Origin of the sequence: Enterococcus raffinosus, from assembly GCF_001886185.1 — a bacterium.
Lineage (GTDB): Bacteria > Bacillota > Bacilli > Lactobacillales > Enterococcaceae > Enterococcus_A > Enterococcus_A raffinosus.
The window spans coordinates 120,348-133,200 of record NZ_JXLA01000001.1 but is presented as its reverse complement, the minus strand read 5'-3'; the positions used below and the strand labels follow the sequence as shown (position 1 = coordinate 133,200).

General features: G+C 41.5%; 10 protein-coding genes. 7 read left to right on the top strand and 3 right to left on the bottom strand.

All coding sequences use genetic code 11. From position 1 onward, the window contains the following. Positions 1–305: 305 nt before the first annotated feature. Positions 306–1,694, top strand: coding sequence for a glycoside hydrolase family 16 protein (locus tag RV13_RS00620; RefSeq protein ID WP_010745166.1), 1,389 nt, complete (start codon positions 306–308; stop codon positions 1,692–1,694). Positions 1,695–1,728: 34 nt separating this feature from the next. On the opposite strand, the gene RV13_RS00615 is transcribed toward RV13_RS00620, so the two are convergent. Next, positions 1,729–2,451 (bottom strand): MurR/RpiR family transcriptional regulator, encoded by a 723-nt coding sequence (locus RV13_RS00615; protein WP_010745165.1) that lies wholly within the window; start codon positions 2,449–2,451, stop codon positions 1,729–1,731. Positions 2,452–2,606: 155 nt separating this feature from the next. Here RV13_RS00615 and RV13_RS00610 point away from each other — a divergent pair, with 155 nt between their 5' ends. The 3 genes from RV13_RS00610 to RV13_RS00600 are packed head-to-tail and all read left to right on the top strand — an operon-like array spanning position 2,607 to position 6,384. Beyond that, positions 2,607–3,407 (top strand): carbohydrate deacetylase, encoded by an 801-nt coding sequence (locus RV13_RS00610; protein ID WP_010745164.1) that lies wholly within the window; start codon positions 2,607–2,609, stop codon positions 3,405–3,407. A 35-nt stretch (positions 3,408–3,442) separates the two neighbouring features. Beyond that, positions 3,443–5,023, top strand: coding sequence for a PTS transporter subunit EIIC (locus RV13_RS00605; protein WP_028020038.1), 1,581 nt, complete (start codon positions 3,443–3,445; stop codon positions 5,021–5,023). A 35-nt stretch (positions 5,024–5,058) separates the two neighbouring features. Next, the gene (locus tag RV13_RS00600) at positions 5,059–6,384 is read left to right on the top strand and encodes a family 4 glycosyl hydrolase (RefSeq protein ID WP_010745162.1); all 1,326 of its coding nucleotides are present in this window, start codon (positions 5,059–5,061) and stop codon (positions 6,382–6,384) included. Positions 6,385–6,483: 99 nt separating this feature from the next. Here RV13_RS00600 and RV13_RS00595 read toward each other — a convergent pair whose 3' ends face one another. Then, positions 6,484–7,452, bottom strand: coding sequence for a helix-turn-helix transcriptional regulator (locus tag RV13_RS00595; RefSeq protein WP_010745161.1), 969 nt, complete (start codon positions 7,450–7,452; stop codon positions 6,484–6,486). 80 nt (positions 7,453–7,532) lie between these two features. Beyond that, entirely contained in the window at positions 7,533–8,702 is a 1,170-nt protein-coding gene (locus tag RV13_RS00590) for a CapA family protein (RefSeq protein WP_010745160.1), read from the bottom strand. 337 nt (positions 8,703–9,039) lie between these two features. Here RV13_RS00590 and RV13_RS00585 point away from each other — a divergent pair, with 337 nt between their 5' ends. Genes RV13_RS00585 through RV13_RS00575 form a run of 3 tightly spaced genes read left to right on the top strand, consistent with a single transcriptional unit; the run spans position 9,040 to position 12,788 of the window. Further along, complete coding sequence (locus RV13_RS00585) at positions 9,040–9,432, top strand: YbaN family protein (RefSeq protein WP_010745159.1); 393 nt, start codon at positions 9,040–9,042, stop codon at positions 9,430–9,432. Beyond that, complete coding sequence (locus RV13_RS00580; protein ID WP_010745158.1) at positions 9,425–11,155, top strand: ABC transporter ATP-binding protein/permease; 1,731 nt, start codon at positions 9,425–9,427, stop codon at positions 11,153–11,155. The genes RV13_RS00585 and RV13_RS00580 overlap by 8 nt, the downstream gene beginning before the upstream one ends. Beyond that, positions 11,145–12,788 carry an amino acid ABC transporter ATP-binding/permease protein gene (locus RV13_RS00575; RefSeq protein WP_010745157.1) on the top strand — a complete coding sequence of 548 codons (1,644 nt, stop codon included), beginning with the start codon at positions 11,145–11,147 and terminating at the stop codon, positions 12,786–12,788. Before RV13_RS00580 ends, RV13_RS00575 begins: the two co-directional genes overlap by 11 nt. The last annotated feature ends 65 nt before the right edge of the window (positions 12,789–12,853 follow it).

Genomic DNA, 12,853 nt, shown 5'->3' with positions numbered 1-12,853 from the left:
CCTGATAAAAAATCAAAGCAACTTCTTTCTTATTAACAATCCAATACACGATCAAATAGTGATTCATCCTCTGTATTGGATTGATGTACTCGTTAAAACCTGCATGATCAGGAACTAAAACCATTTTGGTGTTTAGGTGTACTTTGTCAAAATGAAACCTATTTTCGAATCCGACGTGATAGCTGTTATTTTGACTGAAAGTAGTTCCTTATTTTGAAAACAGAACCAAAACATTCGTTATTTAACCTCTAAATTATTAGAACATGGTACTTTGAAAACAGCTAATTATGAAAGGGGTTACTAAAATGAACAAGTTGTTTTATAGTTTAGTTGTTTCTACTGCTTTACTTGGAGTCGGGATGACAGCCGATGCCGCAGAAGTTATTCCTGAAAAAGAGGGGTATCGTTTAGATTTTTATGACGAATTCAATGGTCCTGAGCTAGACCAAAGTAAATGGACAGATCGTTACTTAGAACATTGGGCAGATAATCCAGCAGATGCGAAGGCAAATTATCGTTTCGAGAACGGTGCCTTGATTGAATCTATTGAAGAAGATCAAAAACCGTGGGCACCCACTCTTGATAAAGACAATTATGGGTACGGGACCAATGGTGTGAAATCAAGTGCTATTCAATCCTTCAATAAGAATTGGATTCATAATTTTGCGAACACGGACAAGCTGATGTCCCCTATTCCAAAAGAAGAAGAAATGCTCGGAGATGCTGAAACTGGCGGATACGCGACTACTTACGGCTATTTTGAAATTCGAGCAAAATTAAGTAAATCACTGGGAGGCGGTCACCAAGCATGGTGGCTTGTGGGTATGCAAAATGATACAAATGATTGGGCAAACTCAAAAGAAACTGGAGAAATAGACATCATTGAAACATTCTTCGACTATAGTGAGAATGTGGAAAGACCTGTAGGCACCAAGGGAGTAACGGAAGAAAATAGACTCAAAGGGTTATGGCAGGCTTGTACCTTTGGCTGGAACGACCCCTTCTTTTCTACTTCGTGGACAGATAGTACCACGTCTACTTTAGGAGGATCAGAAGCTGTTGTTCCTGGTGAAGTTGGTTTAGATAGTCTTACTAATGACTACCATACTTATGCGTTGGATTGGCAACCTGGTTCTTTAAAATTCTATTTTGATGGAAAATTATTCAGAACCATTAATCAAGCACCCGATTATCCCATGGGCATGATACTAAATATCTATACGGACTCAGGATCAGGAAAACACAATGACGTTTTTCCTAAAGAATGGGCGATTGATTATGTTCGAGTGTACAAAAAAAATGAGGGCTATGAGCTTCCTAAGCAATCTCTAAAAAACCATGAAACAGGAAAGTTTATTCACTTAGATACTACTTCTGAAAAAGTCAGCTTATCTGATTCCGCTGGAGAGAACGCTCAATGGCAACTTGTTCCCAAAGGAGAGTACTTCTTGATCAAAAACGTTGAAACCGGAGAGATTCTACATGTAGAAAATCAAAAAGGCTTTGTCGAACATAGTCATTTGCAAGAAACTGCTTATAGTGGCCAATGGAAGAAAGAAACCATAAATGGGTACTCCCGCTTTATCAATCGTTGGAAACCCGATCAAGTGATCCACATTGAAAATAATCTTGGTTACCTAGAATACGGACCAATACACCAAGGTGCTTGGAGCAGTCAATGGTCGTTAGAATAACTCCTATAAAAAAAGTAAGCTCTACAATGAGAGCTTACTTTTTTTGTGTACATCGATCAATCAAGTATTCAATTAAATTGAGGGAATTTCCGTAAAAATAATTCAAATTCTGATTTTCCTGATCGACTCCAGTTGCGCCTCGTTCGACAATGAAAGAAAGATCACTCTCTCTCACATAACTACTGCCTTCTGTTGCAGTCAATGCAATCACTGTACCCCCATACTCTTTGCATTCTTTCATTTTAATCAGGCCACGTTTATTTTCACCCGATTGCGAGAAGGTAATCAACGTATGCGGGGTTTCGTCAGATACTAATTTTATCTCTACACCTTCTAAATCTATCGCATAGATTTTTTTCAAAAGTAACTTTCTATACGTATACTCTACTAGAAATTGACAAAATCCTTCGCCAAATAAATAGATTTTCTTTGTAGAAAAAGCATTTGTAAAACATTCGTCTATTCTATCCCATTCCTGATTTGCGGAAACAAAAGGCAGCGAATCTAATTGATTCGATGAACTCACAGAAAATGTATTGGTTAAAAAGAAAATCAATTCTTTAAAATTATTAAATCCTGCTCGCTTAGCTAATCGACTGATGGAAGACTGCGAAGTATAATTTTTTTCGGCAACTGCTTTGATGCTTACAGTGAGTCCATTTTCAATTTCTTCAATGATACTTTCTATTATTTTTTCGTCATCTTGTCGAAGATGATTATTTGGAAAAAGACGATTGAAGTAATAAATCTTCACCATTCCTGGTCCTCCGTGAAAGTAATTTCATTTATAGAAAGCGAAACCAACCTTATTTACAAGCGTTGTATGCGCTCTCTATTTATACTATACTACGAGCATAAAGAAAGCAAATACAATTGTATGAAAGTAATTTCTTTAATAAGCGAGGTTTAAATATGAAAAAAGTTATTATCAATGCCGATGATTTTGGGTATTCAACAGCTGTGAACCTAGGGATCATCAACTCTTTTAAAAAAGGAGTTTTAACATCAGCAACATTGATGGCAAATATGCCCGGCTGTGATGAAGCGATTGAATTGGCCAAAGAAAATCCTTCATTCGGTGTTGGTGGACATTTAGTTTTGACATGCGGCGCGCCTTTGTACGAACGTTCTACTTTAGTGAAGGAAGATGGAAATTTCTTCGGATTGAAGGAATATAAAACAAATCGATCAAACATGGATGAACAAGAGATTTTTGAAGAATGGTCTAGTCAAATTGATTACCTATTAGAACAGGGTCTGGAACTAACACACCTTGACAGTCATCATCATGTTCATACATTTCCGGAAAATCAAGAAATTACTAAAAAAATTGCGGAAAAGTATCAACTGTGTTTTAGAAATGCTTATGGGTTAGAAGAACAAGTCGCTTTGCCTCATCAAAAATGTATTACTGGCTTTTTAGATCTTATGAACCATAAGCATATTCGTGATCTCACAACTCCATTAGAATCCAACCGTAAACAATGTTTTGAAGAGATTCAATCGGTCTTGAACCAAGTGGCGGACGAACAAATAACCGAATTGATGGTCCATCCAGCTTTCGTTGATGAGCACTTGTATTTCCACTCCTCTTTTAATATTCAACGAACAAGAGAAGTAGCACTATTATGTGATCCTCAAATGAAAGAGCTCTTCATTCAGAACAAAATAGAAACTTGTCATTACGGTGACATACGAATTCCTGTCAGTTAAAAAATGAAAAAGAAAAAAATAGAGGTGAACAACAAATGAAAGAAAAGTTTATGAAATCAGCAAGTACCTTTTCTAAAGCCATTATTCAACCAGTTATGTTCATGGCGGTAACCGGGATCATCCTCTCTGTATGTGCAATCTTAAAACTGGAAGTTATGCCTTCCTTTTCAAAAGAGGTCGGAAATTTTGTCTTCAATATTCTTTCTGGAGGGATGATTGGTCAATTAAGCGCCATTTTTTGTGTCGGAATTGCTGCAGCATTAGCAAAACCAAAATATAAAACAGATGCTGCCATACTTGGTATTGTTACCTATCTCATCTTTTTGTATGCAAACAATGCTTGGTTGACTCTGACTGATCGACTAGCAAAGGCTGGAGAACAAGGGCTTTACGGTACTGGTCAAGGAATGGTTTTCGGTATTCAAGTAACCGATATGGGTGTGTTTTTAGGTATTCTTTTAGGTGTGTTTGTTGGTTTTATGGTGAATAAATTTGGAGAAATTAAACTGCACAAATATCTTTCTCCTTATTCAGGTACGAAATCCGTTTACATCTTGATCGTATTCGCTACTATTTTATTCGCTATTGGGATCACTTATGTATGGCCGATCATCAATGCTGGAGTAGAATCTGTAGTTAAAACAACTACAACCGCTGGGGCGGCTGGGTTCTTCTTCTATGGATTCTTGAATCGGATGTTATTGCCATTAGGTTTGCATCATTTCTTATGGATGCCAATTTTTTATACTCCACTGGGAGGGTCTGCAGAGATCGCTGGCCAAATGTACAATGGAGCATTTAACATCTGGTTAGCTGAATTAGGCAATGCTAGTCAAATTACTACTATGCATCCTTCTATTGGTTACCTATCTAATCTAGGGTCCATTTCATTACCAATTGGTATTGCGTTTGCCATCTGGAAAACGTCTCGACCAGAGAACCGTAAAAAAGTCGCAGCAATTTTGATTCCTACTGTCACTACTGCATTTTTAGCGGGAGTTACTGAACCGTTAGAATTTCTATTCTTATTCTTATCTCCTGTACTTTGGTTAGCTCATTCTGTTGTATACGGTTTGACGCTATTTATCACAAACATTGTCGGAATCAATATTCAATTTGATACTGGGATCAATATGATTATAAATAGTTTTGCATTCCCTAGCTCGTTAGGGCATCAATATCTGTTGCCTATTGTAATCGCAGCTACAGCATTACTTGAATATTTCGTCTTCAAAACGTTGATTATTCGTTTAAACATCCCAACTTTAGGAAGAGAAAAGAAATCGGCAGAGGATCAAACAATGGATGCCGCTTCTATCGATTCTACTGTAGATGTTATTGATGAAAATTCGGAATTTGAGCCACAAATACAAAATATCGTAGCAGGTTTAGGTGGTGCTGACAATATTGAAAACATCATCAATTGCTACACCCGACTTCGTGTTGACGTCAAAGATGAGACAAAAGTGAACATGTCCATTTTGAAAGAAAAGGTCAAAGCCTCTGGAATCGTTGATAAAGGTAAACATATCCAAATCATTATCGGTGTAGGGGTAGAAGAAGAACGAGAAAAAGTTGAAGCTTACATGTCTCAACTAAAAGCAACAAAAGCATAATAAAGAATTAGTAGAATTATTGGAGGAATGAATCAATGAGCAACAAGTTTGTAATGATCGGCGGAGGCTCCACTCAATCACCTGGAATTTTAGAAGTTTTGAGAAAGCGTGCCGAAGAACTTCATCTTAAGGAATTAGTTTTGTATGATAACGATGCTGAACGTGTTTCCTTATTAGGACAATATACGAAAATGTATTATGCAGAAACAGGATCTAAAGTAACTGTTTCCTATACCACAGATCTTGATGAAGCATTACAGGGAGCAGATTTCTTATTCATGCAGATTCGTCCGGGTTTGAACAAACAGCGAGCAATCGATGAAAAAATTTGTTTAAACAATGGTGTGGTCGGTCAAGAAACTTGCGGTCTTGGAGGATTTTCTTTTGCCATGAGAGTCATTCCAGCAATACTGGAAATTATTCGTAAGGTGAAGCAAATCTGTCCAAATGCTTGGATACTCAATTATACCAACCCGGAAGCGATCTTATCAGAAGCGATCTATCGGGAATTCCCTGACGCAAACGTTTTGTGTATTTGTGATATGCCTATCTCAATTGAAGGTGCAATCGCAAAATATTTCAATAAAGATCTGCAGGATCTTACTTTCAAGTATTTCGGTTTAAATCATTTCGGCTGGTGGACCAATGTCATTGATGAAACAGGAAAGGATCTATTGCCTCAGCTTCGAGAAGATGTCCTTAGTGGAAAAATAGATACCTTGTTAATGTCGAATGACGAAACTGAGGGAGATCAATATTGGATTGATACGTACAAACAAATGGTCAGTCTATTCAAACGTTTCCCAGAATATTTCCCTAATTGCTACCTGCAGTATTATTTGACACCTGATGAAATGGTGGCTCATGATGACCCATCCTTCACTCGTGGAGATTTCGTTATGCAAGGAAGAGAAAAACGTATCTATGATGAGTGCCGCCGAGTAATCGCAGCAGGTTCGGCAAAAGATTCTTCTCTGCATGCAGGCGTACATGGAAATTATATCGTGGATATTGCTTATGCAATCATCCATAATACAAGAGAACGTTTTACTGTAAACAAAAAGAATCATGGGGCCATCTCTAACTTTGATCCAGAAGCAGTTGTAGAAACACCTGCGTACGTAGGATCAATGGGGGCAGAAACCATCAACATCGGTGAGATACCTACTATGCAAAAAGGGTTGATGGAGATGCAAAAAGCTTATGAAAAACTGACGGTAGACGCTGCCTTGTCTGGCTCATATCAAACAGCATTAGAAGCAGTCCTATTAAATAAAACCATCCCTAATTATACTGTTGGGAAAAAAGTTTTAGACGAATTGTATGAAGCCAATAAAGGTCTATGGCCAGAACTTCACTAAAAATTGTTGATGCGTTTTTTGATCGATAGATACATTTATTTTCATTTCTTACAACTAAAAACAGCGGCATCGATGTTTGATCAATGCCGCTGTTTTTCCTTATATTTTTTTGACTGGTCGCACATATTTCCAAAAGCGTTCTGGATCATGGTAAAAGTAGATCACCCTGCCCGGCGTAGTATCGTAGCTATAGTCTGTCTCAGAGAAGTCAAAGTGCGCCATCGCTTCTTCCACTTTTTCCTCCACACTGCGATTTTCCTGTTCGTAATCAAACGGGCCGTGTTCAAAGACCAGGTATTCCGCTTCTGGTACATCCATCAAAAGCATCTGCTCAGGTACCTCTCCTTGATACTCTGCCGGCAGACGTGCCCCGTAGCATTCTGATCGCAAGAAGCCCCAATCACACAAACGCCCCTCTGGATCACTGATGTACGCCATCACTTGTCCACTGCTGCTGTCTGTTTTACTGCCGCCGTTATCGTCTAATTTCCCTTTGATGCTGTCTAATAGACCGCTGATCGTGTCGCAGTCTTTCCCGGGAATCTGACTTTGCTTCTGCCAGAAGTCCCAGTAGCCGTTGCTTTGAGTATTTTTGATGTGTAAAAACTTGTGGTCCGGAATCGTCACAAAATACGTTTTGATCTCATTGGTTGATTTCACCATGCCAATCTCTCCCAATCCTAAAAAGTAGCGGTCAAAAGGGCTGATCCTTGTTCGCAGTACAACAGGCTTCGGACATCTGCGATACTCGCTAGGCGCCACGCCGTACATCTGTTTGAATGCGCGAGTAAAGGCTTCATGTGAAGAGAATCCATAATCAAAGGCGATATCCAAAAGACTTTTCTGGTTGTCCCGAACTTCCTTTAAAGCAAAGGCCAATTTTCGCTGGCGCAAATACTCGCGAAAAGCCATGCCGGAAATTTCTTTGAATTTTCGTGTCGTATAAAACTCCGAATACCCCAGTTTGCGGGAAAGTCTTCGCAGTGTCAATGCCTCGTCATTATAGCTTTTGATGCACTGATCGATCTCATCCACGATCTGCTGAATCTGCCGCTGCCATTCATACATCCTGTTCACCCCGTTTCGACTACCCTACATTTATTATAGAAAGCAGAGAACTCTGTCGCTTGATTTGACTTGCGGTCTTTTTAATAAACGATTTTTACTTTATCGTTCATGATCTGCTTTGTTCGTTCGATAAAATAATTCCGCGACAAATCTTGTCCCTGATTGACATGGATCATATGCTGAGCCGCCAGCTCATCCGTGTAATCTTTCAGCGCATAGGTCTTATAGGTTTGGTAATTATCGCCGATATAGGTGATCGTCGGCCAAAATTCGACCTGTTCAAATTTGATGTCTTTCTTCTTTTTATCGTAATCGATGGTCCAGCGTCCCATGCCGCCAAGCATTCGGTCATTTTCCGCTTGGGAGGAAATAAAGTTCCCTAAAGAATACATGACTAAGGTTTGATTGCCTGCTTCACCCGTCAAATAATCCATCGGCTGAATCACATGAGGATGACCGCCAACGATTACATCGACCCCGGCATCGCTTAAGAGCTGAGCGAGTTGCGTCTGTGTTTCATTCGGAACAAATTGATATTCTTCACCCCAATGCATACTGACGATTTGGACATCACTTTGCGTGTTCAATTCCTGCATGTCCCTCTTTATCTGCTCTTCATCAATCAGATTGACCAGATATTCCTTGCCTTCCGGCAGCGGAATACCGTTTAAGCCGAAGGTATAGGACATCAAGCCGACCTTGACACCTTTGATTTCCTTCACCTGCAGGCGCTTCGCTTCAGGAGATTTTTGCGATCCTGTCACCGTAATGTCTGGGTATCTCTCCAGATACTCCAGCTGTTTAACGATTCCTTCTTCTCCTTTATCCATGGTGTGGTTGCTGGCAGCAGATAGCCAGTTGTAGCCAGCCTTATGCAGCGAATCCAACACCTGTGTTGGACCATTGAAGGTGGGATAACCAGATAATCCCAGTTCTTCTCCCCCACAGATCGTCTCCAGATTGATGTAGGCTATATCTCGATCCTTATTCAAATATTGCGTGGGTTCATACATTTCATCAAATCGATACGTGCCATCCAGCTGCCTCAAATGGTCATAAATGAAATCATGAATCAAATTATCGCCCACTGCTGAAAAATTCAGCTGTACCTGTGCCTCTTCCTTTGCCTTAGTTGACTCGGCAGTTCTCTCTGAAGATGCACCCTTTGCGTTTTTGTCTGCCTCTTTCCCGCCACAGCCGCTAAGCAGAAAAAACAGAACAACGACGCTCCACCTTAAAAACTTCTTCACAATCTAACCCCTTTTCGATTGATCTACAACAGACAAGTGACTTTGACGACGTTACGACTTTCTTCTACATAAAATATCTTACGCCACTTTACTAAAGATGGAAATAGTTCGTTGATTCGACGCTTTTTGGCTGGAGAAATGAAAAACGATTCCGTCTACTGTCGTGCTTGTCATTCTAGCGTTTTGTTAAACGCTGATCTCTTGTTTCCCAAAAGATCGACAATTATTTTTATTTTTGGATAAAAGAACGCTGAGAAGAGATTGATAATCATTTTCATTTAGCATAAGATAGGCTGGTAAGCTCTTTCTTTTAATTCATTCATTGGAGGTCATACATGTGAAAAAAATCATTTATTTTTCTCTTGGTGCGATTACCTTTGCACTAGGAACCTTGGGTATTTTTCTTCCCTTCTTACCGACTACGGTCTTTTATTTACTGACAGCCTTCTTTTGGCTGCGTAGTTCAGATAAATATTACAACAAATTTATCCATTCTTCTTTTTATAAGCGAGCGGTGGAGGAACCCATCGTTAAAAAGAAGATCACCAACGCTGGGATGGTGAAGATGTTCTTGATGATCCTTATCGTCTTTCTGATTCCCGGTCTTTTAGTGGATAACACACCGATGCGGATTTGCCTAGTCATCGTCTACATTGCCCACGTGATTGGCCTGACCTGGTACCTGCGTGGGAAAAAAGCAGCGGTAAAGGCGGGCGAACCAAATGATTGATCGCCGCTTATTTGCGATTGCTAAAAAGAAGACCCTGATCCTGCAGGTGGTGATTCGCTGTATTGGTCTGGGACTATCTTTATATATTTGGCGGACATTGGCCCTATTATTAAGTCAAGTGATGCAGGGACTATCCCTTGAACTAAGCCGACCCTTTGGTTTGATTCTGCTGGCTCTAGCTGGGAAACTGATTCTTATCCGCTTATCCGCGAATCTGACAGATCAGGCTTCCGCAGAATTGCGGGTCGCGTTGCGTAAGCAAGTGATGGAAAAGGCTTTTCGCTTAGGGAATACTTCCCGCCAATTGCCAGCGACGACTTTAGCTCAGCTTGCTGGTGACGGTATTGAGCAACTGGAGATGTACTATGCGCATTTTTTGCCGCAGCTCTTTTATTGCCTATTGGCCTCTTTGATGCTGTTTGCTTATTTAGTTTCACTCGCTTGGCAGCCGGCTGTCGCTATGCTGATTTGTGTCCCCTTCATTCCTCTTACCATCATGGCGGTGATGAAGATCGCCAAGCGGATCTTGAGCAAATACTGGGATGACTATACAAATCTTGGCACTCGCTTCCACGAAAGCTTGAGTGCTCTCAGTGTCTTGAAGGCTTATGACCAAGACGATGCTAAGCAGCGGGAATTAGCGGCAGACGCGCAAAAATTCCGCAAGGCAACTATGAGCCTATTGTCGATGCAATTAAACTCGATTACCATCATGGATATTTTTTCCTACAGTGGTGCGGCTTTAGGAATTGGGCTGGCTCTGATCGCCTTTCAACAACAGTACTTGACCGTTTATGGCGTGTTGCTCTTTATCTTAGTCGGCGCGGAATTTTTCTTGCCGATGCGGCAGTTAGGTTCTCTTTTCCATGTGGCCATGAATGGGATCAGCTCCTGTGGGAAAATTTTCGATTATCTCGCCTTGCCGGAAAAAAACGATGGAACCATTAAAGAGTGGACAGAATCCTTAGATACAGTCACTGTGAAGCAGCTGACTTTCACTTATGAAAAGCAGCAAAGTCAGGCGATTAATGCTGTCTCCATAACTTTGAAAAAAGGAACCTTTACGGCCTTTGTAGGAAAATCCGGCTCCGGAAAAAGTACCTTCGCTCAGCTGCTGCTGAATCAATTAGATGACTATCAAGGGAGGATTCACTGGAACCAGACCGAGCTGAAGGACCTGAATCGCTCGACAGTTTTAGAAAAGGCGATGCTGGTCAATACGAAGGATTTCCTTTACGCTGACAGCATTCGGGAAAACCTGTTGCTGGCTAAGTCCTCGCTAACTGATACTGAACTATGGCAATTGCTAGAGCAAGTAAAGCTGGCGGATTTTGTCAGACAGCTGCCTGAACAATTAGACACAGTCTTAGAAGAAAACGGAAAGAATCTATCTGGCGGTCAACGACAACGGCTGATTCTAGCCCGAGCCTTAGCGACTTCGGCTGAGCTGTATATTTTTGATGAGATTACCTCTGGGGTGGATATCGAGAGTGAAGAAATTATTCTTCACACCCTCAAAAAACTGGCACAGCAGGCAATCGTGATCTTTGTTTCCCATCGTTTGTACAACGTCTTAGAGGCAGACCGTGTTTATGTCTTCAAAGAGGGGACGGTCGTCGAAGCTGGAACACCCCAAGAGCTGGAACAAACTTCCGACTACTTTAAGGCCTATTTTATTGAAGAAACTCGTCAAATGAAGGGAGTGACAGAAAATGAAGGATAGTGTTTTGATTCGCTGGCTGCTTTCTTTCACGAAGCCCTTCAAAGGGAAAATGATCCTAGCGATCTTATTAGGAATTCTCAGCAATTTGGCTGTCGTCGCGATTCCTGTCATCAGTACCCTCACCCTGCTTCGTTTAATCGCTGGTGATACGGTGAACCTGTCGCTGATTTTAACTCTTTTGATTGGCTGCGGAGTGGTTCGAGGGATCACTCGTTATTTGGAACAGTATCAGAACCATGACATTGCCTTTTCGTTATTGGCTCATATTCGGGAGGAAATCTTCCTCGCTTTGAGAAAGGTCGGCTCTGCTCGTCTAACAGGAAAAAACAGCGGAGAATTGATCACCTCCATCTCAACAGATGTCGAAGCACTGGAAGTTTTTTTCGCCCATACGATCTCCCCTGTTTTCATTGCCTTAGGGACAACGCTGATAACCTTTGTTTTTCTCGCAAGCTTTGATTTTGCTTTGGCCGGCATCCTATTGGCTGGACAGCTGCTAATCGGTGGGATCATCCCTTTTATCAGCTATCGGAAAAACCTTCAAATCGGTGATGACTACAAAAAGGCCTTTGTCCAAGTCAGTCAAACCATCATGGAAAACGCCAATAGTCTCAAAGACATCGCGCAGTTTCATTTGGAGAAAAAACGATTAGGCAAACTGACGATGGACAGCAATAAACTGAATCAGGAAAATCGCCGGCGCATCTTCCAAGGAAATTCGTTGCAGCTGTTCAGCGAACTTATCGTTATCGGAACCACGCTGTGTGTCTTTTTCTACGGCAATAGCCAGGGACTCGCAATAGAAACGATCGTCCTTTCAGTGGTACTGAGTCTAAGCTCCTTTGGTCCGGTTTTGGCATTGGGCAATCTCGGCAACGCCTTGTTAACAACCTTCTCGAGTGGTCGGCGCTTGTATCAGCTCGTCCACGAAGAACCTTATGTAACCTTCGAAGGAAACAGCCCAGCAGTCGAATCCGTCGACACATTGGCAGCAACTAGCCTTGCCTTCCACTATCCAAATACTGAGAAGAAGGTACTGGAGGACATTTCCTTTGCGCTGCAGCAAGGACATAGCATCGGGATCAGTGGTGAAAGCGGCAGCGGAAAAAGTACACTACTAAAGCTTTTGATGCGCTATTGGGACCCTGACAAAGGAACTATAACGATCAACGACCTGCCCCTCTCCTCTCTCAAGGAGGATACCCTTCATCATTTAGAAGGCGTCATGGAGCAATCGACCTTTTTATTTGAGGACACGATCGCCAACAATATTTCTCTGAAACGTGGCAGTGTTTCTCAAGAAAACATTGAAGAAGCGGCAAAAGCAGCCTCGATCCATGACTGGATTCTTTCACTCCCAGAAGGCTACGAGACACAGCTTAGCAAGCTATCCCGCGGAATCTCCGATGGGGAACGGCAGCGAATTGGCTTAGCTCGCCTGCTCGTTTATGACGCGCCGCTGGTCTTGCTGGACGAGCCAACCAGCAACCTTGATTACGTCAATGAACAAGCCATTCTCGCCGCCTTCAAAGAAAAATTGCAGGACAAGACGATGGTTCTCGTTTCTCACCGCAGCAGCACCTTAAAGATCGCGGAGAAACAGCTGCATCTGGAAAAAGGACAATTCAAATAGAAAAAGCAAACGCCTAACCGCTAGTACTATAGCGAAACGTTAGGCGTTTTTTATGTAATATTCCG